The sequence below is a fragment of the uncultured Campylobacter sp. genome (assembly GCF_944323605.1).
GTDB lineage: Bacteria > Campylobacterota > Campylobacteria > Campylobacterales > Campylobacteraceae > Campylobacter_D.
In genome coordinates this window covers 56919-81597 of sequence record NZ_CALUTC010000003.1, presented here as the reverse complement: position 1 = coordinate 81597, position 24679 = coordinate 56919, and the positions used below count along the sequence as shown (strand labels likewise).

Here is a 24679-nt window from a genome sequence, read left to right as displayed (position 1 = left end):
ATTTATATACGCTTTAAAAAAGCTCTCCGTGTTTTTCATATGTGCTTATCTTAGAAATTTCATTTTTATCATTTACAAATACCACCTTAGGTTTGAAATTTGTAGCTTCCTTTTCATCTAAATTTGCATACGCCATTATAATTACCTTATCTCCATTTTGAACAAGACGAGCAGCTGCACCATTTAAACAAATTTCACCCTTTGTCTTTGTGGCTATGGTATAAGTTTCAAATCTAGCTCCATTATTTACATTGACAACTTGCACCTTTTCATACTCTAAAATTCCACTTTCTCTTAACAAATTCTCATCTATGCTTATGCTTCCGACATAATCAAGTCTAGCCTCAGTAACAGTTGCTCTGTGAATTTTAGCCTTTAACATAGTAAGTATCATATACAACCTTTAAGAAAATTATCTATCAACCTAGTTTTTCCTATAAATACAGCTAATGCTACTAAAACTTCATCTTTTATTTCATCTAAATCCTGCATAGTATGAGGATTTACTAGGCTTACATAATCAATCCTAGCTAATTTTTCCTTTTGAATTTCTTTTATCATAGCATCTTTTATTTTTTGGGAATATTTTTCTCCATTATCTAGCATTGTTTTAGCTATAAACAAAGCCTTACTAAGACAAAGTGCTGCTTTTCTTTCATCATCGTTTAAATAAACATTTCTTGAACTTTTTGCTAAATTATCATCTTCTCTAACTATAGGACAAATTATAATGTCTATATTTATATTTAAATCCCTTACCATTTGTTTTACAACAGCACATTGCTGTGCATCTTTTTGTCCAAAATATGCTTTATTTGCTTTTGTGATGTTAAAAAGCTTTGTTAAAACAGTGCAAACTCCTCTAAAATGCCCTTGTCTGCTAGCTCCGCATAAATTATTTGTTATATTATCCATATCAACATAAGAGGAAAAATTTTGCGGATACATTTGTTCTACAGTAGGGCAAAAAAGTATATCAACTCCATTTTCCTCACAAAGCTTAGAATCTCTTTTTAAATCTCTTGGATATTTATCTAAATCCTCATTTGCACCAAATTGCATAGGATTTACAAAAATACTTACTATAACCTTATCATTCTCGCTTCTAGCAGCTTTTATAAGACTTAAATGACCCTCGTGCAAATAGCCCATTGTAGGGACAAGTGCTACACTTAAACCTTGTTTTTCATATGGCACAAGCTCTTTTTGAAGTTCTTTTATATCTTTAAAAATTTTCATAATTTTTCCTAGTAAAGTTTATCAATCCATTCATCATTTAAATCAAAAGAAAATTCTGCATTTGGAAAAACGCCACTTTTAACCTCTTGTATATATTGTTTTACAGCTTCTTTTGGATTAAAATTCGCAAATCTTTTTACAAATTTAGGTTTAAAATCTTGGTTGATACCTAAAACATCGTGATAAACCAAAACCTGACCATCACAGTAGCTTCCAGCTCCTATACCTATAGTTGGTATATTTAAACTTTGTGTTATTTTTTGTGCTAATTTAGAAGGGACGCACTCTAAAACAAGCATACAAGCTCCAGCATCTTGAACAAATCTAGCATCATCAAGCAATTTCTGGGCTGCTTCTAAATTTTTACCTTGAACCTTATATCCTCCCAAAGCATTAATGGCTTGAGGTGTAAGTCCTAAGTGTGCTACGACAGGAATGTTAGCTTTTGAAATAATTTCTATACTTTTGCAAATTTCCTTGCCTCCTTCTAGTTTTACAGCATTTGCCCTACCCTCTTTTATAAACCTAGCAGCATTTTTAAAAGCTTCATACTCACAAGCTTGATACGATGCAAAAGGCATATCACTTAAAACAATAGCATTTTTTGTCCCTCTTGAAACAGCTTTTGTAAAAACAAGCATTTCATCAACCGTTACGCTTAAAGTATCTTCGTGTCCTAAAACAACCATAGCCAAAGAATCGCCTACTAAAATCACATCTATACCAGCCTCATCTAAAGCTTTGGCACTGTGATAATCATAAGCCGTTAGCATAGTAATCTTGTCATTTTTTTTCTTTTGTTCCAAAAGACTTGAAATACTTTTTCTCATAAAAACCTCACTAATAATTTAAAAAATTCTATGCTTTTTTTTAAAATGAAAACTTAATATCGGCTAAAAAGCAATAAATTTAAAATATCATAAAGCACGAAAATTCACAATGATTTCACAAATATAAAATATCATTACTAAAATTTGTTATAATTTATCGCAAATGATAAAATAAAAAATGGAGATATGGTATTTTGTTTATAACTCATTATATAAAAGCTCCGAAACAAACTGGAGCTGTTTGCTCTAGCTCTAAGAAGCTAAGCTGTATGATGATTAAAAATATAGACTTTGCAAATGCAAAAAATATAGTAGAAATAGGTCCTGGAACAGGAGCTTTCACAAAAGAAATTTTAAATAGAAAAAACGATAATAGCTATTTTTTTGCTGTAGAAATAAATCAAAATATGGCTAATAAATTAAAAAAAGAATTTCCTAATATGGATATTGAAGTCCAAAATGCTCTAAATTTAAAAGAAATTTTAAGGTCAAAAGGTATAGATAAGATAGATAATGTAGTTTCTGGTATACCTTGGGCTTTACTAAATGTAAGAGAGCAGCTTTCTTTGCTAAAAACAATATATGATAGTTTAAATACTGGCGGTCATTTTAATACATTTGCGTATGTGTTACCAAACGCTAGAGCAAATGTTTTTAGAAAGCTTTTACACAGATTTTTTGAGGAAGTGCATATGTCAAAAATAATTTGGCAAAATATACCTCCTGCTTTTGTGTATTACTGTAAAAAATAATCATTGCTTTTTTAGGTGGTAAATCAAAGCCTTATCTTTTGAAAAAACGACACTAAATCTAATGGGTAAAAATTTAACATAAGTAGCACTATTAGCTTTCATAGAAGAATTACTTACAGTATCTCTTACTTTAACATCAACAGAAGTAAAACAATCAATGAGCTTATCTTTATGAGAATTTAAAAAACGAAGTTTTAGTTTTTTTGGCATAGAATCATCAAAACTGCCAAGCGGAGTTTTTTGCAAGTATTCAAGATCTTTATCATCATAAGCTATGTCGCACACATACTCTTCTGCTACATCCTCACTCTTTGTCATAGCAGCAGATACACTTTCTTTTTGATGAAAAAGGACATAATTTTTGCTACTAAGCTCTGCCCAAAATATAAATTCATCTTGGGCAAGAAGCTTAAAGCACAATATGCTTAGTATGAGAAAAGTTCTTTCCACTTAGTTTCATCTATCTTAAGCTCTACATTTACTCTGTAAAGTCCTTGATTAAAACTTTCATCTATAACGCTAGCATTTTTGATTAAACCATTTACCTGAGCTGTAATGGTAGAGCTACCCAGCATAGCATCTTTAACTGTATCTTTACCGTTTATCTTAACTCCATAAAGCTTACTCGCAAGCTGACGATAAGCATCAGCTATAGCCGCTCTTTTAGCTAAAGCTAAAGCTTGAGCTGAAGAAACTGTATTCATAGGAGCTATACCTTCACCAACAGCACCAAAGGTTAATTCATTTTCCGAGTTATCAAGAGCAAGCATTTTTTCCTGTCTTATAATATCTCTAACATCGTCTTTATCAACCTTTTGCACAACCACATCGGTATTACTGCTTCCTGTGCTTAAAGCACTCAACAACGAATTAGGTGTGGAAGTAGAGCTTGTAGCTCCTGTGCTAGAGCCATTTGAAATTCTACTAACTGCTTGAGAGTTTGTTCCAGTATTTTTCGGAGAAACTACACAGCCACTTACTAACAAAGCCACGCTAAAGAGCAAAACTGTCTTTTTCATTTTTCAACCTTCAAAATATTGTATTTGACATACAAAAGCAATAACCGTTCCAACTTTTAATTGCCTTCTTTCATATCAATACTTTCCTGAGTATTATCGTCATTTTCATCATTTTGTTTAGGGCATTTATCTACACTTATAACTTCATCGTTTTCTACATTTACAACTATTACACCTATGGTATTTCTGCTTGATTTTTTAATGCCTTGCATATCGACTCTTATGGTTTTTCCGCTACTTGTAGCAACCATTAAATCAGCATCTTCTTCAACAGTTAAAATACACACCAAATCCTTGGTCTTTTCAGTAAGCTTCATACATATAACGCCCTTACCACCTCTGTTTTGAAGCCTATATTCACCAGCATTAGTCCTTTTTCCTATACCTTTTTTACTTATGCTTAAAATTTCTTGTTCGTTATTTTCAACAAGAATAGCACCTACTACTTCATCGCCTTTTTCCTTAAATCTTATAGCAGTTACGCCTCTGCTTACCCTTCCTATTTCTCTAACACTTGCAAGAGGAAATTTAATACACATACCTTTTTTGGTAGCTATAAAAATCATCTTTGAATTAAAATTCTCGTCAAATTTTATATCTTCAACATCATCAAATTTATCATCTTTTTCTGCAACAAAAGCCGCTACAAGCTCATCTCCCTCATCTAAATTTATAGCTCTTACTCCATTTGCACGGTTGCTTTTGTATTCGCTTAAATTTGTTCTTTTGATAATACCATTTTTAGTAAAGAAACATAGGGATTTACTATCTGAAAAATCATCATTTGCAGATATAACAGTCATTATTTTTTCCCTATCTTTATCAAATCCCTCAAGCACATTTGAGATGTGTCGTCCAACAGATGTTCTGCTGGCATCATCTATTTTAAATACATCTTTTTTGTATAACTGTCCTTTATTTGTTACAAACATAAGAACATCGTGAGTATTTGCAGTAAAGAAATGTTTTATAAAGTCATCATCGTGGGTTGTAAGGGCTAATTTCCCTTTTCCTCCTCTTTTTTGTCTTTCATAAATTTTACTATCAACTCTTTTTATGTAACCCTTTTCAGTTATAGTAACTACAACGTTTATGTTTGGTTGAGTGCTTTTATCGCTTCTTTCTTCTATCTCATCAACTATTTCGGTTAATCTTGGGACATTAAATTTAGATTTTATTTCTAAAAGCTCTTCTTTTATAATTTCTTCTATTTTGCTTTCACTTTTTAATATGGCTTCTAAATTTTCTATTTCTAGCTTTAATTCTTTTAATTCGTTTTCTATCTTTTCTCTTTCAAGTCCGGTTAAACGGGCAAGTCTCATATCCAAAATAGCATTTGCTTGAAGTTCGCTAAGTGAAAATTTAGAGATTAAGCCTTCTTTTGCTTCTGTATTATCTTTGCTACTTCTTATAAGATTTATTATCCTATCTATATCATCTAAAGCTATCTTAAGCCCTTCTAATATATGTGCTCTTGCTTTTGCTTTTTGCAGGTCAAAAATAGCCCTTCTTATAATAACAGTTTTTCTGTGACTTAAGAATAATTTTAAAAGCTCTATTAAAGAAAATATTTTTGGTTCCTTATTATGTATGGCTAACATTATTATGCTGAATGTATTTTCCATAGCAGTTGATTTAAAAAGATTGTTTAAAACAGCCCTTGTGTCCGCATCTCTTTTTAATTCTATAACAACTCTTATACCCTCTCTATCGCTTTCATCTCTTATATCAGCTATGCCTTGTATGGTTTTGTCTTTAGCCAAATCAGCTATTTGTTCTATGAGTCGTGCTTTGTTTGTTTGATATGGAAGCTCGTCTATGACTATTACATCTTTGTTTGATTTATTTTCTATATGAGTTTTTGCACGAACTTTTACCCTGCCCCTGCCATCTCTGTAAGCATCAATGATACCTTTTTTACCATATATTATCCCAGCAGTTGGAAAATCTGGACCCTTTATAAAATTCATTAATTCTTCTAAGGTGCTATTTTTATTATCTAAAAGGTGTATTAATCCATCTACTAATTCATTTAAGCTGTGAGGAGGTATATTTGTAGCCATACCAACAGCTATACCACTAGAACCATTTAAAAGTAAATTTGGCAATCTAGCAGGCAAAACATCTGGCTCACTCAAAGAATCATCATAATTTGGAACAAAATCAACAGTATCTTTATCTATATCTCTTAAAAGCTCTTCTGCTAAAATTGTCATTCTAGCTTCAGTGTAACGCATAGCAGCTGCACCGTCTCCATCTATAGAGCCAAAATTACCCTGTCCATCTATGCTAGGATATCGCATAGAAAAGCTTTGTGCCATTCTAACTAAGGCATCATATACAGCCGTATCACCGTGAGGATGGTATTTACCTATGACATCACCCACGATACGAGCTGATTTTTTGTAAGCTGCCCTACTTGTAACGCCTAGATCATTCATTGCATAAAGAATTCTTCTATGCACAGGTTTAAGTCCATCTCTGGCATCAGGCAATGCACGCCCTATTATAACACTCATAGAATAATCAAGATAGGAAGCCTTTATAGAATTTTCTATGTCTATTTCTTCTATGTCTAAATCTTTTGTAAAACTGTCCATATAATTCCTTATTTAAAAAATATTTTTTAATTTTAACATTTTATTCTTTCGCATCAGCTAAAACCAAAGCAAATAAAGTTTCAATACCATTTTCTTTTAAAAAATTTCTAGCTTCTAGCAAAGAAGAGCCGCTAGTTACTACGTCATCTACCAATATAACAGGAGATGAAATTTGCTTTAAAAGCTTATATGATCTTTTATTTTTAAGTCTAAATTCTATATTTTTTCCAGAATATTTAATATTTGATTGAGCTTGCAAAACAGCAAATTTTGGTTTTACAAACTTGCTTTTTAAGTGTTTAGTTAATATAGCAGAATGAGAATACAAAAAATTTTCAACCCTATCATCTAATGCCACAGCATTTACCTTAAAATTTATGGAAAATAAATCAACAAATTTAGCGAAAGAAAGCTTAGCTAAGGCATTTAATACAAAATAACCATAAAATTTATGCTTTGAATACAACAAATGCTTTATTTCACTATGCTTATAAAAGGAATAAACCTTAAAATCATCATCAAGCTTTCTAACACCTAAAGACAAATCAGATAATTCTTTTATACAATCTTCACAAAAACCAAGCAAGGTAAAGCTATGACAGTTATAACATCTCAAAGTGATGATATAATGCTGGCTACTTTATTTGCCATTTGCTTTATAAGCAAAAACGTATAAAAACTTATCTCTTTTTCATCGTTAAAACCTACAACATCTTGCTTTGTTCTTACAATTATTTCTTTATTTATATTAATATCTTTTAAATTTAATCTTGCACTTACATTTGAATGAAGCCCTGTTCTGTCAAATTTAGATGAAAAATCTATAAAGGATAGGTCAAGTCTTAAAACATATGGTGAATTATTTATACCGTCTATAACAACTATACCTCTAGATTTAAGTTCTTGCTCCAAAAAAAGATAAAATGCTAAATTAAACTGCTCATTTATAAAATATCTATCGTTTCCTATATAAAAAGTCTTTTTTTCTTCTGGTAAATCATAAATTCTATGCAAATAAACTTTTTTTATAGCAACTCCAGTATCAAGCGTCCTTTTATCGGCACAGCACTGCAAGCCAACGTCGCTAAGATATAACAAACCTTGTATATTTGCTTCAAAGCCTCTTGCACTGTTACAATCATAACAATGTTGCTGGGAAGCAATATCAGCTGCCCTTTGCATAGTGCTTTTTTTAGCACAAGCTGATATAAACAAAACTAAAAAAGAAAGTAGAACTATATTAATGATTCTCATAACACTATCCTTAAAATAAAACTTGCATTAAGATTGTAACAAATTTTTGCTAACTTTCAAAATAACATCTCATCATCACTCATAGAATGTATGCTCTTTTGAGGCAATGGTGAGCGATTTGTGTAAAATTCATTTTCACCATTATAAGTGCCTGTAAATACTCCTTCTGGCACGGAAAAATATCTTTTTGTTTGTGGAAAAAATTTCAAGTATTCAGTTAAAAATACCCTAAATACTGGAGCTGCAGTCCTTGCACCTCCTTCTACTCGTTTTAATGGCTTGTTATTATCATTGCCGTACCATATTATGGCTTGTATTTCTGGTGTTATTCCAACAAACCAAGCATCTATGCTGTCATTACTAGTCCCGGTTTTTCCAGCTATTTCTATACCAGCTACCCTTGCATTTGCACCTGTTCCTCTATTTACAACATTTCTCATCATATCAACAGTTAAAAAAATTTGCTGAGGCTCGCTTACTTTAGTAGCGTTACTATCATAATGTAAAACTACATTTTGTTCTCTATCTTTGACATTTTTTACTATAATTGGCTCCATAATATTGCCGTAATTTCCAAACATAGAATAAAATTTAGAAAAATCAAGTGGAGAAATTCCAAAAGAGCCAAGAACTATAGACAAATCAGCTGGTATCTTATCGCTAAAACCAAATTCTAACATTCTTTTATAAAGAACATCAAGTCCTATATCTAGAGCTAAATTTATAGTGGCTAGATTTCTAGATCTTGTTAATGCATCTTTTAAGGTAACAAGACCAGCTAAAGAACCTCCTAAATTTGTAGGTTTCCAGTCATCGCCTTTATATGCTCCCTCAAAAATCCTTGATATATCAGCAATTTCACTCATAGGAGAATACCCTTCATTTATAGCTATTTGATACACAAAAGGTTTAAAGGTGCTTCCTGGCTGTCTTAAACTTTGAGTTGCTCTATTAAAATTGCTCTTATTATAATCAACTCCTCCAACCAAAGCTAAAATATCTCCATTTTGGTGATCCATAACAACCATAGCACCATTTAGCACACTCAAATTTGCGTCTTTATCTCTTTTTACTATTTCATCATAACCAAAACGCAAGGCATTTTCAGCAGCCATTTGAACGGACAAATCAACGCCAAGCTCGACAGTGTAGCCATTGGTTCTTAAATCAGGTAAAACAGGCTCTAATCTTTTAATAACTTCATCTACAACATATGGAGCGACATTTTGAGTAAGAGTATCATCATATACTACAGGAGTTTCATCAATAGCATTTCTGTATTCCTCACTAGAAATCCAGCCTATATTATACATTCTTTGTATTACTGCATTAGCCCTTGAAAGAGATAGGTTTAAATTCCTAGTAGGATCATAAGAAGTAGGTGCTTTTGGCATACCCACAAGCATTGCCATTTCTTTTAATGTAAGTTGAGAAAGCTCTTTTCTAAAATAACCTCTTGCCGCTGTTTTTACACCGTAATATCCGTGTCCAAAAAATATAAAATTTAAATATCTTTCTAAAATTTCTTCTTTTGAAAGCTCTGTTTCTAGTCTATAAGCTAGTATTACTTCTTTTACCTTTCTATTTATAGTTCTTTCCGGTGTTAATTCTGTATTTTTTATAAGCTGCTGTGTTAAAGTAGAAGCTCCCTCTACCGTTTGACCTCCACTACTTATTATTTTTAAAGCAGCCCTAACTATAGCGTCTAAATTTACACCACTATGCTCGAAAAAAGCTGTATCCTCTATAGCTAAAAGAGCTTCTATTAATCTTGGAGGTATATCATCATATTTTACGTAAAAACGATGCTCTTTATCAAAAATATTTGCTATTAATTTTCCATTTCTATCATAAATTTGAGTGGAAATTGGCGGTTTATACTCTTTAAAACTATAACCATCAACATTTGCATTTATTACTATGTAAGCTGCATATCCAACTCCAACAATGATTACTAGTAAAATAACTGAAAAAACAGTCTTTAAAATTTTCATCATTTCTCCTCACCAATAACAAAAGTTTAATTCTATCTAATTATTAATTAATTAATATAATTTTTTTTTAAAAAATGCATTATAAATTACATATTTTGTATATTTTTATGATAGAATATATAAGGTATATAAAAAAGTATAAATAATGACTTCAGTAATAAGCGTTTTTTTTAAATTTGGAATACTTATTGCTTTTAGTTTTTAAATTTAATTTTTAGGATAAAAAAATGATTGATATGTTTAAATCAAAAGAGCTTGTAACTTCGGCTTTAGCAGGTAGAAACCTTAGAAACCAACTTATAAATTCTAACCTTGCTAACGTAGATACTCCATTTTATAAATCAAGAGATATAGAATTTGAAACTGCTTTAGTAAATAGATCTAAAGAGATATTTAAAAAAGGTAGGGATATGGAGCTTAAAATGGCTCAAACTAATGCAAATCATCAAGAGCCTTGGAAATTTCCAGATCCTAATAAATCAACAATATATCTAAGAGATGGACATTTAGCTAGAAACGACGCAAATACTGTGGATTTAGATGTGGAGACAACAGAACTTAGCAAAAATACTGCTATGATAACTGCATTAGATGGTGTTTTAAGAAGACAAGGCAATATAGCCACAGCTATTATAGACGCTAGTTCTAAGCTTTCATAAAGGAGTAGAGTATGGCTTATTTAAGTGATTTTGATATAAGTGGATATGGTCTTAGTGCTCAAAGATTTAGACTAAATGTAATAAGCTCTAATATAGCTAATGCAAACACTACAAGAACAGCAGAAGGCGGTCCTTATAGAAGAAGAGAAGTTATATTTAAGGCAAATGACTTTAGTGAGCTTTTAAATAAACAAATAAAAGAGGATAATAATCTTTTAGAATACGAAAATCCTTTAAATGACTCCAGCTCACAAAAAGATGCTCATCCAGCTGTTATGAGTGTCGTAGTAGATAAGGTTGTAAGAGATGATAGAGAATTTCGTCTAAAATATGAACCAGGACATCCAGACGCAAATGCTGAAGGGTATGTAGCATATCCAAATATAAACCCTGTTATTGAAATGGCAGATTTAATAGAAGCTACAAGAGCTTATCAAGCAAATGTGGCTGCATTTAATAGCACAAAAAGCATAGCTCAAAGTGCTATAGACTTGTTAAGGGGGTAATAAGTTATGAATGAAATAAACAAAATCAATGGTATAAATACAAATAACACAACAGCTAAAAATCAAAATACACAAAATATAGGTGATGAATTTGCTAATCTACTCAAAAAATCTATAAATGACCTTGACGCAACACAAAAACAAGGCGAAGCAGCTATGACAGATATAGCAACTGGCGAGGTAAAGAATTTACACCAAGCAGCCATAGCTATAAACAAGGCTGAAAGTAGTATGAAATTTATGCTAGAAGTGAGAAATAAAGCCATAAATGCCTATAAAGAAATAAGCAGAACACAAATTTAATGCAAGAAAATAGTAGCAATAGAGTTTCTAAGGTTGCATTTGCTTTTATAATGTCCTTAGTCTTTATGTTGCTATTTTTAAGCTCAACCTTTTTTTTAACTTCAAAAAGAAATATACCAAACACAGAAAAATATCAATATGACACTGCTCTAAGAGGAAATATAATAACAAAGGATAATTTCACAGTAGCATCTTCTAAAGAACTTTACAGAGCTGAAATAGATTTAAGAAGTATAGATAATGGAAAACTTGATTTGTTTTTAAAACTATTTCAAATTTACAGCGGCTTAGATGATGTGCAAATGCAAGAAATCAAAAAAAGACTTAATAATGCCAGTAAAGGCAAAAACTATAATTTTATACTAAGTCAAGATATAAACTCAAAGTCAGCTTCGCATTTAAGAGAATTAGCTAGAAAACTTTATGTGCAAGGCTTTTTTAAGGCATTTTCTAATGATAGCAACAGGGTTGAAACTCGTGGATTAAGCATAATAGAACATAAAGAAGACAGAGTTTATATGGCAAAAGATTCTTTAACACCTGCCATAGGATACACTAGGGTTGTTTTAGATGAGGAAAGTAAGATTTTTAAAAATATTGGAGTGAAAGGACTAGAAAAATTTTATGATTATTGCTTAATGGATACTCAAAATGAGAAGGTGCAAGGCTTAAAAGATATAAGTGGTAATATTATCTTAAATTTAAATTCAGTTCAAAAAAGAAAGATAAATGGTTGCAATCTTTATATAAACATTCATCTTAAATTGCAAAAAAGTATAGAAAAGATGATAAGCACACAAAATGAAGACTTAAATGCTACTGAAATAGTAGCTGCTGTTATGGAGAGTAGCACTGGCAAAATTTTAAGTCTAGCAAGCACTAGAAGATACGACCCATCAAATAGAGGTAAAGACTTATCTGTATTAAATACTAGTGCCATAGAATACGGATATGAACCTGGTTCTGTTATAAAACCATTCATATTTGTAACTGCATTAAGGCTAGGAAAGCTAAAACTAGGAGAAGAAATAAATACAAATGATGGATACTACAAACTTGGTCGTTTTACTATACAAGATAGCCATAAAGCGAAAAAAATGAGTTCTGAAGAAGTGCTTATGTATTCATCAAATATAGGAATGATACAAATAGCAAGGAGATTAAGTAATTTTGAAATAATTTCAGGTCTTAAAATTTTTCATTTTGCAGATAAAAGTGGTATAGATTTACCATACGAACAAAAAGGAGAATTGCCAAATTCACAAAGATTAAGGGATATAGAAAAATCTGTTTTAAGCTATGGATACGGGCTTAAAACAACTTTTATACAACTTTTAGCCGGATATAATGTTTTTAACAATGGAGGCGTATATATAAGTCCTAATTTAGCAGAAAAATTCTATCAAAATGGCAAAATAAAAGAATTAAAAGAAAATATAATAGAAGAAAAAATCCTTTCAAGCGAAGCAAGCAAACAAATGCAAAATATACTAATAGCAACAGTTGAAAAAGGGACTAGTAAAAAAGCAAAAACGCAAGGTATTATAGTTGGTGGAAAAACGGGCACTGCTAGAATAGCCGAGAAACAAGGGTATAATTCTGGCAGATACAATGCTTCTTTTTTCGGTTTTGCAAACGATACACATAGCAAATTTACAATAGGTGTTTTGGTTAGAAATCCAAAAAAAGAATACAGCTATTACTCAGCACAAAGTGCCTTGCCTGTTTTTAAAGGGGTGATTGACATACTTATAGATGAAGGTTTTTTAATACCAAATAAAATGTAAATATTATGATATAGTTTAGGCTTAAAGCCTAAACACTTATATAAAATTTATTCACAGTCATAAACATCAGCAAAAACATAGTAAGCTGATACTAACGTAACTTTTGTTGAATCTAGCTGCCAACAATCTATTTCTTTTCGTTCGCTTGTAAAAAATCCATTTATTATAACATCGCATTTTTCATCTTTTATTTTAAGTTTTACGTCTGTTCCAAATTTAACAGATTTGTTTCTTAGGTCATTATAAGCATTCATTTTAAGTTCTGAATTTGACTTAACAGCTGACATGCCTGCATTTTTGTCTAAGCCACTAACATTGCCTACGAGCTTGCAAGTCTTATCGATATTATCGCTAATTGCTATACCTTGAGCCTTCGGATTTAACGGGATAGATGTAGTAGAGCAAGCACTAAAAAGTAGCAATAAGGCTAATGCCCCCCCCCCATATACAAAAATTTATACATTATTCCTCCTTAAATATTATTGATATGAATAACATTATACTATAAAAAGACTAAATAAATTTTGTTTTAAATTTTACTTTCTATAAATTTGATAAATTCATCACTATAATTTGGGCAAGATACGACCTTGTATTCATTTTTTGCTACTTTTTTATATTCTATATCAAGCTCAAAAACAGTTTCAGAACAATCTATACAAAATGATATAGGATATACAATAGCCTTTTTATCTAAAGAAGCTAAAATATCGCCCGTATTTGGCTCTAGCCACTTGACAGGACCTAGTTTTGACTGATAAGCCAAGATGAAATCTGAAAAATAAGGCTTAAGCCTTTCGGACAAAATTTTAATATGCTCGTTTATATGCTTTTCATACAAATCGCCCTTTTTTATAATAGACATAGGCAAAGAATGGGCAGAAAAAAGAAGTATTTTTTTTTCATTTGGATAGAATTTTTCATTTTCCTCTAATATATGCTTGATTATCATATCATTATAAAGCTCATCTTCATAAAATATATCTACCACAAATACATTAGAATCTATACCCAAAGCACTTATAGCTTTTTTTACGTTTTCCACAGAACTTAAGACTGTGGTTTGAGAATGATGAGGGTAAAGAGGAAATAAAACTATCTCATCATCTTTTTTAAAATTGTATTTTCTCAATACATCTAAAGCAAAAGGTTTTACATACAAATTTATAAAATCAAAGCAAACATCACCTTGTTTAAGCTTTAAGCAAAGCTGTTGTGTTATATCATTTAATGGGGATTTGCCCCCTATGTGTTTATAGCTTTCCTGCATAGCCTTTAATCTTGATTTTCTTATAATAAAGCCTACAAATTTTCTTAAGTATTGATTTTTTATGCCTAGTATATATGGGTCAAAAAACATATTTTTTAAAAATACATCACAATCAGCTAAATTTTCTGCTCCACCCATATTTATAAAAAAAACATACTTCATTTAGCTTCCAAAATTTCTTGTATTGCAATGGAATCATCAATATTTGCTAATAATTTTGACTGTCTATTTTTAATAAGATTAAGAAGAGAATTATGCTCTCCTTGCAAAGGAGTTGTCTGTGGGAGTGGGACTAAATTTCCATTTTTTTTAAGTGTAAAATTCAGTAAATCAACGTTATAAGTGGCTTTTTCGCTAATTATATCCAACTGTCTTATAGCTACTTTACAGTTCCAGCTTTGATGGACACAAGCTAAGGTTTCGCCAAAATCAAGCACACAAAGTGCTTCATCTTCTCTTTTTTCGTCTTTTTTGTTTAGCTTAAAAAGCTCGCTTTTTTCAATTTTTTTATTTGCAAAAAACAGTGCAAGGTCTAAGTCGTGAACTGTTAAATCTTGCAAAATTCCAACATCTAAAATTCTAAGTGGATATGTAGAAAATCTCCTTATATTTATACTTATGATTTTTTCATCTTTTAGCTCATTTTTAAGGGCTACAACGGCTGGGTTAAATCTTTCGCTAAAACCTACAGCCAAAGCAACATCTTCTTTTATAGCACAGTCTTTCAACTCTTTCATTTGCTCTAAATTTAAGGCTAATGGCTTTTCTATCAAAACAGTCTTAACTTTTTTAAAACAAGACTTTGCTAATTCTAAGTGAGTGTTGGTAGGAGATGAGATGATGACACAGTCTAATTCTGTGCGTAAAAAAGTATCTATATTATCAAAAAAAGGATACTGTATATCCCTATCTATACGCAAATCAAGCAAAGCTCTTATTGTGAAATTTTCGTTTTTACTAAGTTCTTTTAAATGGTTTTGACCCATTTTGCCAAGACCTATTATACCTATATTCATTCAAAAGCCTTTATTACACTTTCTTGCTCTTCTTTAGTCAAAAATGCACTCATAGGCAAAGATAAAATTTCTTCGCTAACTAACTCGGTATTTACTAAAGAGCCTTTTTTGTATCCAAGATCTAAATAAGCTTCTTGCAAATGTAGTCCTAAAGGATAGTGTATCGCACTTGGGATACCTAGCTCATCAAGCTTTTTTATGACAGAGGATCTGTCTTTTACTCGCACTGAATACTGTGCCCAAACGCTGGTAAATCCGTCTTTTATCTTAGGTAAAATAAGTTTTGTTTTATTTAAATTTTCATTATAAATTTTAGCGATTTCATCTCGTTTTAAAATTTCTTCCTCTAGATATTTCAACTTCACATTTAATACAGCTGCTTGTATGCTATCAAGCCTACCATTAAAGCCTATTAAGCTATGTTTATATCTTTTGGTTTGACCATGATTAAGATAAATTCTAATCTTAGAAGCAAGTTCATCATCATTTGTAAAAATAGCTCCTGCATCACCATAAGCACCAAGAGGCTTTGAAGGAAAAAATGAGGTGCAAGAAATTTCAGATATAGAGCAAGATTTTAAACCATTTTGTTTAGCACCAAAACTTTGGGCTGCATCTTCTATCAAGTGTATATTATTTGACTTGCAAAATTCTCGCAAAGCAAGTAAATCTGGCATTTGTCCAAATATAGAAACCGCTATAATAGCTTTTGTTTTATCATTTACTAAATTTTTAACCGTATCTACATTTATATTGTAATCATCTAAAGATATGTCGGCAAAGACAGGTTTAGCACCTATTAAGCTAACCATTTCAGCTGTAGCAACAAAGGTAAAAGAAGGGACTATAACTTCATCTCCTTTTTTTATATCTAAAGCAAGTAATGCCAAAAGCAATGAAGATGTTCCAGATGAACAACCTATAGCGTGTTTAACCCCAACAAAAGAGGCTAAATTTCTTTCAAAATCATCTAAAACTTTACCTCCTATAAAAGATGAGCTTTCTAAAACATCAAATATAGCCTTATCTATCTCTGTTTTATATGCGTGATACTGTGCTTTTAAATTTATAAAAGGAAAGTTCATTTTTAGCCTTTAAGTTTTATTAAAAATGTGTATTATATTTTATTTTTGCTTAAATTTAGGATATTTTGCTATTATTTTGCAAATATTTTTTTAAGCTATGAATGGATATAGATATGGACGTAAGAAAAGAATTTTTAGAATTTTTCAAGTCAAAAGGACACACAGTAACACCATCATCTGCACTTGTGCCAGATGATGAAAGCTTACTTTTTACAAATGCTGGAATGGTGCCTTTTAAAAGAATTTTTACAGGAGATGAACCAAGACCAAATCCACCTAGAAAAACAAGTTGTCAAACTTGTATCAGAGCTGGTGGAAAACATAACGATCTAGATAACGTAGGATACACGGCAAGACATCATACTTTCTTTGAGATGTTAGGGAATTTTAGTTTTGGAGATTATTTTAAAAAAGAAGCTATAGCTTACGCTTGGGAATTTGTAACTGAAGTTTTAAAACTACCAAAAGATAGACTTTATGTAACAGTTCATACAAGCGATGAAGAAGCTTATAAGCTTTGGCAAGAACATATACAAAAAGATAGAATTTATAAATTTGGGGATAAAGATAATTTTTGGCAAATGGGAGATACCGGACCTTGCGGACCTTGCAGTGAAATTTTTTATGATCAAGGAGAAGAGCATTTTAATAGCGATGAAGACTATATGGGTGGAGATGGAGATAGATTCTTAGAAATTTGGAATTTGGTATTTATGCAATATGAAAGAAGCTCTGATGGTAAATTAAGCCCTCTACCAAAACCTAGTATAGATACTGGAATGGGGCTTGAAAGGGTTGTAGCTATAAAAGAGGGTAAATTTAGTAATTTTGACACCTCCTTATTTATGCCGCTTATAAAAGAGATAGAAAAGCTGTGTAAAAAGACTTATGAGTATGAAAGCGGTGCTTCTTATAGAGTTATAGCAGATCACATAAGATCCTCTGTTTTTCTACTAGCACAGGGACTTAGCTTTGATAAAGAAGGAAGAGGATATGTATTAAGAAGGATATTAAGACGGGCGTTAAGGCACGGTTACTTACTTGGTCTTAAAGAACCTTTTATGTATAAACTAGTGGATAAAGTTTGCGATCTTATGTCAGAGCATTATACATATCTAAATGAAAAAAAGGAAAACGTAAAAGAACAAATTTTATTGGAGGAGGAGAGATTTTTAAGCACTATAGAAAATGGCTTAGAAATTTTTAATGAGGAACTTAAAAACACAAAAGAAGTTTTTAGTGGAGAAGTAGCTTTTAAGCTTTACGATACCTACGGTTTTCCGCTTGATCTAACTACGGATATGCTAAGAGAATTAAACTTAAAAGTAGATGAAAATAAATTTGATGAGCTTATGAATGAGCAAAAAAACAGAGCAAAAGCATCTTGGAAAGGTAGTGGAGACAAAGTAGCCAGTGGAGATTTTAAAATTTTACTTGAAGAATTTGGTGTAAATTCCTTTGTAGGATATGAATATTTAGAAAACAAAAGCAAGGTTTTAGCTGTACTAGATGAAAATTTTAAAAAAAATACTGCTTTAAAAAAAGGAGAAAAAGGCTGGATAATGCTTGATAAAACTCCATTTTATGCTACAAGTGGGGGGCAAATAGCAGATAGTGGCGAGCTTGGAAATAGTGAAATTTTAGATGTAGCCAAATTTTTAGATATAAATTTGTGTCTTGTATTGGCAAACGAGGAAATAAAAACAAATGATGAGTTGTTTGCAAAGGTTGATAAAGAAAAAAGAATGCAAATAGCAAGGCATCACAGTGCTACGCACTTGCTGCATTATGCTCTAAGAAAAATTTTAGGTCCTCATATAGCTCAAGCTGGTTCTTTGGTAGAAGAAAATAAATTAAGATTTGATTTTACACATTCAAAGGCTTTAAGTGAAGCTGAACTTACAAAAATAGAAGAGCTTGTAAATTCATTGATAATAAAAGCAGATGAGGCTGTGCTTGAAACAATGCCCTTGCAAAAAGCTAAAGATAGCGGTGCCATAGCACTTTTTAGCGAAAAATATCAAGATAATGTAAGGGTCTTAACTCTAGGCGATAGCAAAGAGCTTTGCGGAGGAACTCATGTAAAAAACACATCAGAAATCGGGTCTTTTTATATAGTTAAAGAAAGCGGAGTTAGTGCTGGAGTAAGACGCATAGAAGCAGTTGTATCAAAAGCTGCTTTAAAATATGCCAAGCATTTCATAAACGAAAGTATGCTATTAAAAACAGAGCTAAAAACAAATGATAATCTTTTAGGAGTAAAAAAACTAAAAGACGAGATAAATAAGCTTAAAAATGAGCTTAGAAACAACTCTACAAATCTTGAATTTAAAGATGTAAAAGGCACAAAAATATGTGTTTGTGAGCTTAAAAATTCAGATATAAAAGCAGCTATAGATGAAGCTAAGAATAAATTTGAAAGCGTAGTTGTGTTGTTAGCACAAGTTAAAGACGATAAAATAAGCTTTGCTTGTGCTTGCAAAAACACAAAACTAAAAGCAGTGGATTTAGTAAAATACGTAGCTACGCTAACAGGCGGAAATGGCGGAGGAAAAGATGATTTTGCCACTGCTGGAGGTAAGGATGTAAAAAAACTAGATGAGGCACTAAAAAAGGCTTATGAAAAAATACAAGAAGCCTTAGTAGAATGACTGTTTAATACCATCTGTTTATATTTTCGTAGTGTTTTGTTTTTATAACAGTGCCGTTATTATCTTTTACTTGGTAAAAAGGATCGTCTTTATAGCCACAAGAAGATAAAAAAATTAATAAAAAAAATGTTAAAATAAAAATATGAAAAAAATTAAAAATTCTAAAACAATAATCAATGAACTGTTGGCTATACCGCATTTTATACCTCTTAAAACTCATTTTTTTTGTAGAGATTTTATAAATGTAATGATGAGTGAAAAAGAAAAAAATTTAATAGATAAATCTTTTATCTCAAAGCAAATATTTTACATAGTTACTAAACACCCATCCGGATATCAAACTCTAAATCACGATAGTAGCAAAAAAGACATTAAATTTCGTATAAATTTATACGCAAAAAAATACCCAAGTAGTGATTTTTCATCATTAAATGATGTAAAAATTTTTTCTAAAGATTATAGAAAACAAAAGCAAGAACAAAATGAAGACAAAGAGGCATTAAAGATACCTTTAATAGAACTATCAAAGGCTAATTTTAAAAATAATTTTAGCAATAAAGTGCATTTTCAAAAATTTGAAGAACTTAGAGAAATGATAAAAAATGCTAATACAAGAGATTGAAAACCTCCCAGATAGTGCTGGAATTTATCAATATTTTGACGATAAATCTCATTTACTATATGTTGGAAAAGCAAAGAATTTAAAAAAAAGAGTAAAAAGTTATTTTGTATTTAAGCCAAAACTTGCTGCTAACCCCAAAAATTCTTTAAGAATTCAAAATATGATAGCACAGTGCAAGCATTTAGAATTTATAAGCACTGATTCAGAAGCTGATGCACTTATACTTGAAAATTCTTTGATAAAGCAACTTAGACCAAAGTATAATATATTATTAAGAGATGATAAAACATACCCTTACATATATATAGATTTAAGTGAGGATTTTCCTCGTTTTAATATAAGTAGAAAGCTTATAAAAAAACCTAAAATTAAATATTATGGTCCATTTTTCAAAGGTGCTAAAGAGCTCTTAAATGCACTCTATGAAAACTATAAATTAAAACAAAAAAATTCTTGCAAAAGCCCTTGTATTTTTTACCAAATGAAAAGATGTTTAGCACCCTGTGCTAATATGGTTTCAAAACAAGAGTATGATAAGATAGTAAAAGAAGCTACTTCGTCATTGTTAAATCCAAGTATATTGATAAAAAATTTAGAAAAAAAAATGTTGTTTTATGCTGAAAATGAAAATTATGAGGAAGCAGCCAAAATCAGAGATAGCATAAAAACTATAAATGAACTAAAAACAAAAGTCAAGATAGACATAGCAAAGCTTGAAAATTTTGATGTATTTGCTTTTGCAAACAAAGGTATAAATATTTGCACCATAAGATTTGTTATACAAAATGGAAAGCTCATAAGCTCTAAAACAAACATATCTAAAAATATTCTGAAAGATATAGATGCGAACGAAATTTACAAACAAATGATAATAGAAAATTTTAATACTCAAAATCCACTTAACTCAAAAACTATATATGTAAGAGATGAATTTAAAGATTTAGAACCCTTACAAGATTTGCTTTGCGATAGATTTAAGCAAAAAATATCAATAAAAGTGCCAAAAAATAATGAAAAAAAGCAAATTTGCGATTTGGCTTATAAAAATGCTTTACTTTTCTTAGAAAATAATGACAAAAAAGAGGATAAAATTCTACAAAAATTATTTGATTTCTTTGAATTAAATAATTTTCCATCTTGTATAGAAATATTTGACAATTCTCATTTGCAAGGAAATGCAACTGTTGGAGCTATGGTAAGCTATAATGAAGGAAAATTAGACAAAAATAGATATAGATTGTTTCACCTTAAAGCTAAAAATGAATACGAACAAATGAAAGAGCTTTTATTAAGACGGTTAGAAATGATAGATGAGCTTAGTGTGCCTGATATGTGGCTAATTGACGGTGGCAAAACACTTTTAAATTTAGCAATAGATCTCGTAAAAAGCTATGGTCTAAACATAGATGTTTTAGCTATATCAAAAGAAAAAATGGATAATAAAACAAGACGTGCAAAAGGCTTTGCAAATGATGAAATACACAGCTCATTATCTAGTTTTAAATTAAATAACAGTGATGAAAAACTGCTTTTTTTACAAAGATTAAGAGATGAGGCTCACAGATTTGCCATATCATTTCATAAAAAAACTAGGCAAAAACAGAATTTACAAAGTTCAAAATTACAAAATTTAGGCATAAGCAAAGCTTACATACAAAGACTACTGCAATATTTTGGAAGTTTTGAGGCTATTTATGAAGCTGATTTTGAAAGCATTAAAAAAGTAAGCACTCAAAACATTGCCCTTAAAATACAAAAGCTCAAAACAAAGAGTGAGTAGCCTCGTAAATCCTTTTTGCTATGTAGGAATTATTCATAGTGTAAAGATGAATTCCATCAACATCGTTTGTAAGCAAATCAACTATCTGATCTATAGCATAAGCGATTCCAGCATCTACCATAGCTTTATCATTGTTCTCGTATTTGTGTAAAATTTGCTCGAATTTTCTTGGAATTTTAGCCTTACACATAGAAGTTATCTTTAAAACTTGTCTTTTATTGGCAACAGGCATTATACCTGCGTAAATTTTTGCTTTAATATCGGCTATATCGCAATACTCTTTAAAGCGGTAGAAATCTGAATTATCAAAAAAAAGCTGGGTAAGTAAAATTTCAGCCCCTGCATCAACTTTTAATTTTAAATTTCTAATATCATCAGCCATACTTTTTGCATCGTTGTGTTTTTCTGGGTAACAAGCAGCATAAACAGTAAAATCGCCCTCGCTCTTGATGAAACTTATCAAATCGCTAGCATAAGAAAAATCCTTACTTACCTGCTTTCCTTCTACCACATCACCTCTTAATGCAAGTATATTTTTAAGCCCATAGGCTTTGCATTCGTTTAAGATCACTCTAATATCATCTTTGTTTAGATGTATGCAAGGCAAATGGACTATGCTTTTGGTGTGGTATTTTTCTTGCACTAACCTTGAAATATCTAAGGTATTTTTAGAATTTGCAGAACCGCCAGCACCAAAAGTAACGCTTATGAAATCTGGTTTTAAACCCTTTAACTCCTCTAAAACTTTGTAAATTTTATCCACAGTATCATTTTTTCTAGGAGGATAAATTTCAAATGAGAAGCTTTGCTTTTTTTTCACTTGTATAACTCCAAATTTAAAGCTCTTTTCTTATTTGAGCTGTTGCTTCGCTCATATTTTTAAGGCTTTGTATAACTTCTTTTTCCCCTCTTGTCTTAAGACCGCAGTCTGGATTTATCCAAACCTGTTCCTTAGGTAATTTTTCTAAAATAGCTCTTATGGTATTTTTAAGCTCATCTACACTAGGAACTCTTGGGCTGTGTATGTCATACACACCTGGACCAACCTCTGTTTGGAAGTTGTTTGCTTTCAAAGTATCCAAAAGCTCTAGATTAGACCTAGAAGCTTCAAAAGAAATTACATCAGCATCCATAGCATCAATTTCTTTTATAATATCGCTAAATTCGCTATAACACATATGAGTATGAATTTGAGTTTCTGGTTTAACACCGCTATGAACTAGATTAAAAGCAGGTATAGCCCAATTTAAATACTCGCTATGCCAATCACTTTTTCTAAGAGGCAATTTCTCACGCAAAGCAGCTTCGTCTATTTGTATTATTTTGATTCCAGCTTTTTCTAGATCAAGCACTTCATCTCTTATTGCAAGTGCTATTTGTAGTGTGCTTTCTTTTGTGCTTATATCTTCTCTAGGAAAAGACCAATTAAGTATAGTAACAGGACCTGTTAGCATACCCTTCATAAGCTTATTTGTTTGTTCTTGTGCAAATTTACTCCAAGAAACAGTCATAGGCTTAGATCTTGAAACATCTGCCCATATTATAGGTGGTTTTACACACCTTGTGCCATAGCTTTGCACCCAACCATTTTGAGTAAATAAAAAGCCATCCAAGCTTTCACCAAAATACTCAACCATATCATTCCTTTCAAATTCACCATGCACCAAAACATCAAGCCCTATTTCCTCTTGGAATTTTATACATTCTTTTATCTTTGTTTGATTAAATTCTGTATATTGAGTAGCTGAAATTTTTTGTTGCTTAAAAGCCAAACGGTTTGAACGTACATCAGCACTCTGAGGAAATGAACCTATAGTGGTAGTTGGCAACAAAGGCAAAGATAGAAGTTGTTTTTGTATCTTTTCTCTTTCTTTAAAGGCAGGCTTTCTAACATAATCACTATCCTTTAATGACGCTATTCTAGCACTTACTGCCTCGTTTTTTCTATTATTTTCCCTTGAAAAAAGCTCGATATTAATCTTATAAGACGGGTGATTTTCTATATCAGAACTAGATAAAATTTCTTTTAAGTCTTTTAATTCTAATAATTTTTCTTGTGCAAATGAAAGATAATCAAGAAATTTAGCATCTAGCTTACTTTCATTTTTTATTGTATATGGGCTATGCAATAAAGAGCAAGATGTGTTTATAACAAGATTTTTAGCGTATTTTTGTATTTCTTTTAATAGAGAAACTGTTTTTTTATAATTATTTTTATATATATTTTTGCCATTCAAAACACCAGCAAATAAAATTTTTTTATCATCAAAACCTTTTTTCAAAAGATTTAAGCTTTCCTTACCTTCTAAAAAGTCAAGTCCTATAGCGTCAAAATCAAGTTTTAATAAGTAATCATAAATATCTCTTACATCTCCAAAATAAGTTTGTAACAGAATTTTAAGCCCAGCTTTATTATGCAGCAAATCTTTATAAATATCATTAAATAAACTTATATCGCTTGAGCTTAAATCATAAACCAAATACGGCTCATCAAACTGAAGCCATTTTACACCAGCTTTATTTAGTTCATTTAAAAGCTCTTTATAAGCACTTTTTAGCTTAGTCAAAGCCTCTTTTTTATCAGTATCATTTATAAAATTAATAAGCTTGTAAAAGGTGAAAAGACCGCTTACAACAACTTTTGCTTCTATACCTAAATCTTTTGCCTCTTTGTATTCATTTAAAATTTTTTCAGCATTTAACTTGATTAAAGAAATATCGTCGCATTCTGGCACTAGATAATGATAATTTGTATTAAACCATTTTTTCATAGCTAAAGCCTTAACATCACCTTTATCGCCTTGATACCCACGTGCTTGTGCAAAATATTCATCTAATGGATCTAAATTTAAATTTTTATATCTTTTAGCAACCACACCAAATATATTTGCATTATCTAAGATATTATCATAAAATGAAAAATCGTTACAAGATATATAGTCTATACCAGCTTCTTTTTGAGTTTGAAAATGAGTTTTTCTAAGTGTTTTTGCAAGAGAGAAAAGCTCTTCTTTTGATGAGAGTCCTTTAAAATATTTTTCAACTCCAAATTTAAGCTCTCTTAAAGCACCTATTCTAGGGTATGATATAACAGAATTTTGCATACTTATCCTTTAATTTTGTCAAAACAAAGTAACTTGTTAATAAATAATCCAAGAGAGTTCTTAAGTAGAAAAGTGAATTTTATAAGCATATCCAGCCTTCCTACTGCCAAAAGCCCTCGGAAACCTGAATTAAGCCCCAAAGACCTAGACTAACACATATCGCACATTATATACATAGCGAAATCTTGCATATCTAGGGTCCTTTCCA

23 protein-coding genes are annotated in these 24679 nt (G+C 30.9%); 8 read left to right on the top strand and 15 right to left on the bottom strand.

Features of this window, described 5'->3' with window-relative positions; translation table 11 throughout:
- Window positions 1-13: 13 nt before the first annotated feature.
- The 3 genes from panD to panB are packed head-to-tail and all read right to left on the bottom strand — an operon-like array spanning window position 14 to window position 2069.
- Window positions 14-394 carry an aspartate 1-decarboxylase gene (panD, locus tag Q0J35_RS02935; RefSeq protein ID WP_297193049.1) on the bottom strand — a complete coding sequence of 127 codons (381 nt, stop codon included), beginning with the start codon at window positions 392-394 and terminating at the stop codon, window positions 14-16.
- On the bottom strand, window positions 391-1239 hold the full coding sequence (panC, locus tag Q0J35_RS02930; RefSeq protein WP_297193048.1) for a pantoate--beta-alanine ligase: 849 nt from the start codon (window positions 1237-1239) through the stop codon (window positions 391-393). The genes panD and panC overlap by 4 nt, the downstream gene beginning before the upstream one ends.
- An 8-nt stretch (window positions 1240-1247) precedes the next feature.
- On the bottom strand, window positions 1248-2069 hold the full coding sequence (gene panB, locus Q0J35_RS02925) for a 3-methyl-2-oxobutanoate hydroxymethyltransferase (RefSeq protein ID WP_297193047.1): 822 nt from the start codon (window positions 2067-2069) through the stop codon (window positions 1248-1250).
- 194 nt (window positions 2070-2263) lie between these two features.
- Between panB and Q0J35_RS02920 the strand changes: the two genes are divergently transcribed.
- Window positions 2264-2821 carry a methyltransferase gene (locus Q0J35_RS02920; protein WP_297193046.1) on the top strand — a complete coding sequence of 186 codons (558 nt, stop codon included), beginning with the start codon at window positions 2264-2266 and terminating at the stop codon, window positions 2819-2821.
- Here the strand turns inward: Q0J35_RS02920 and Q0J35_RS02915 are convergent, their stop codons facing one another.
- Genes Q0J35_RS02915 through Q0J35_RS02890 form a run of 6 tightly spaced genes read right to left on the bottom strand, consistent with a single transcriptional unit; the run spans window position 2822 to window position 9688 of the window.
- On the bottom strand, window positions 2822-3271 hold the full coding sequence (locus Q0J35_RS02915) for a hypothetical protein (RefSeq protein WP_297193045.1): 450 nt from the start codon (window positions 3269-3271) through the stop codon (window positions 2822-2824). It lies immediately after the preceding gene.
- Window positions 3247-3840, bottom strand: a complete 594-nt coding sequence (locus tag Q0J35_RS02910) for a lipoprotein required for motility (protein ID WP_297193044.1) — start codon at window positions 3838-3840, stop codon at window positions 3247-3249. Before Q0J35_RS02910 ends, Q0J35_RS02915 begins: the two co-directional genes overlap by 25 nt.
- A 56-nt stretch (window positions 3841-3896) precedes the next feature.
- Complete coding sequence (gyrA, locus tag Q0J35_RS02905; protein ID WP_297193043.1) at window positions 3897-6440, bottom strand: DNA gyrase subunit A; 2544 nt, start codon at window positions 6438-6440, stop codon at window positions 3897-3899.
- Between the two features lie 40 nt (window positions 6441-6480).
- A complete protein-coding gene (locus Q0J35_RS02900) occupies window positions 6481-7056 on the bottom strand; it encodes a ComF family protein (RefSeq protein ID WP_297193042.1) in 576 nt (191 codons plus the stop codon).
- Window positions 7053-7694: an outer membrane lipoprotein MapA gene (gene mapA, locus Q0J35_RS02895; protein WP_297193041.1), complete on the bottom strand. Its 642-nt coding sequence runs from the start codon at window positions 7692-7694 to the stop codon at window positions 7053-7055. Before mapA ends, Q0J35_RS02900 begins: the two co-directional genes overlap by 4 nt.
- A gap of 56 nt (window positions 7695-7750) precedes the next feature.
- Window positions 7751-9688 (bottom strand): penicillin-binding protein 1A, encoded by a 1938-nt coding sequence (locus Q0J35_RS02890; protein ID WP_297193040.1) that lies wholly within the window; start codon window positions 9686-9688, stop codon window positions 7751-7753.
- Between the two features lie 227 nt (window positions 9689-9915).
- On the opposite strand from Q0J35_RS02890, the gene flgB reads away from it, so the two are divergent.
- From flgB to Q0J35_RS02870, 4 genes are read left to right on the top strand one after another with little or no spacing between them, the layout of a single operon-like run.
- Entirely contained in the window at window positions 9916-10347 is a 432-nt protein-coding gene (gene flgB / locus Q0J35_RS02885; protein WP_297193039.1) for a flagellar basal body rod protein FlgB, read from the top strand.
- A gap of 11 nt (window positions 10348-10358) precedes the next feature.
- Window positions 10359-10853, top strand: coding sequence for a flagellar basal body rod protein FlgC (gene flgC / locus Q0J35_RS02880; RefSeq protein ID WP_297193038.1), 495 nt, complete (start codon window positions 10359-10361; stop codon window positions 10851-10853).
- Window positions 10854-10859: 6 nt separating this feature from the next.
- Window positions 10860-11156, top strand: coding sequence for a flagellar hook-basal body complex protein FliE (gene fliE / locus Q0J35_RS02875; RefSeq protein WP_297193037.1), 297 nt, complete (start codon window positions 10860-10862; stop codon window positions 11154-11156).
- Window positions 11156-12943 (top strand): penicillin-binding protein 2, encoded by a 1788-nt coding sequence (locus Q0J35_RS02870; RefSeq protein ID WP_297193036.1) that lies wholly within the window; start codon window positions 11156-11158, stop codon window positions 12941-12943. Before fliE ends, Q0J35_RS02870 begins: the two co-directional genes overlap by 1 nt.
- A gap of 47 nt (window positions 12944-12990) precedes the next feature.
- On the opposite strand, the gene Q0J35_RS02865 is transcribed toward Q0J35_RS02870, so the two are convergent.
- The 4 genes from Q0J35_RS02865 to Q0J35_RS02850 form a co-directional block, all read right to left on the bottom strand.
- Window positions 12991-13365: a DUF4156 domain-containing protein gene (locus Q0J35_RS02865; protein ID WP_297193035.1), complete on the bottom strand. Its 375-nt coding sequence runs from the start codon at window positions 13363-13365 to the stop codon at window positions 12991-12993.
- Between the two features lie 107 nt (window positions 13366-13472).
- Window positions 13473-14375, bottom strand: a complete 903-nt coding sequence (gene hemH / locus Q0J35_RS02860; protein ID WP_297193034.1) for a ferrochelatase — start codon at window positions 14373-14375, stop codon at window positions 13473-13475.
- Window positions 14372-15229, bottom strand: coding sequence for a Gfo/Idh/MocA family oxidoreductase (locus Q0J35_RS02855; RefSeq protein ID WP_297193033.1), 858 nt, complete (start codon window positions 15227-15229; stop codon window positions 14372-14374). The genes hemH and Q0J35_RS02855 overlap by 4 nt, the downstream gene beginning before the upstream one ends.
- Window positions 15226-16314: a DegT/DnrJ/EryC1/StrS family aminotransferase gene (locus Q0J35_RS02850; RefSeq protein ID WP_297193032.1), complete on the bottom strand. Its 1089-nt coding sequence runs from the start codon at window positions 16312-16314 to the stop codon at window positions 15226-15228. Before Q0J35_RS02850 ends, Q0J35_RS02855 begins: the two co-directional genes overlap by 4 nt.
- Before the next feature lie 113 nt (window positions 16315-16427).
- Between Q0J35_RS02850 and alaS the strand changes: the two genes are divergently transcribed.
- The 3 genes from alaS to uvrC all read left to right on the top strand — a co-directional run bounded on the left by alaS (window position 16428) and on the right by uvrC (window position 21367).
- On the top strand, window positions 16428-18965 hold the full coding sequence (gene alaS / locus Q0J35_RS02845; protein WP_297193031.1) for an alanine--tRNA ligase: 2538 nt from the start codon (window positions 16428-16430) through the stop codon (window positions 18963-18965).
- Window positions 18966-19107: 142 nt separating this feature from the next.
- Window positions 19108-19587: a hypothetical protein gene (locus Q0J35_RS02840; RefSeq protein WP_297193030.1), complete on the top strand. Its 480-nt coding sequence runs from the start codon at window positions 19108-19110 to the stop codon at window positions 19585-19587.
- Window positions 19568-21367 (top strand): excinuclease ABC subunit UvrC, encoded by a 1800-nt coding sequence (gene uvrC, locus Q0J35_RS02835; protein ID WP_297193029.1) that lies wholly within the window; start codon window positions 19568-19570, stop codon window positions 21365-21367. Before Q0J35_RS02840 ends, uvrC begins: the two co-directional genes overlap by 20 nt.
- Here uvrC and metF read toward each other — a convergent pair.
- Both metF and metE read right to left on the bottom strand, forming a co-directional pair.
- A complete protein-coding gene (gene metF, locus Q0J35_RS02830; RefSeq protein WP_297193028.1) occupies window positions 21348-22187 on the bottom strand; it encodes a methylenetetrahydrofolate reductase [NAD(P)H] in 840 nt (279 codons plus the stop codon). The two genes, uvrC and metF, sit on opposite strands and share 20 nt — an antisense overlap.
- Window positions 22188-22203: 16 nt before the next feature.
- A complete protein-coding gene (gene metE, locus Q0J35_RS02825; RefSeq protein WP_297193027.1) occupies window positions 22204-24471 on the bottom strand; it encodes a 5-methyltetrahydropteroyltriglutamate--homocysteine S-methyltransferase in 2268 nt (755 codons plus the stop codon).
- Between the last annotated feature and the right edge of the window lie 208 nt (window positions 24472-24679).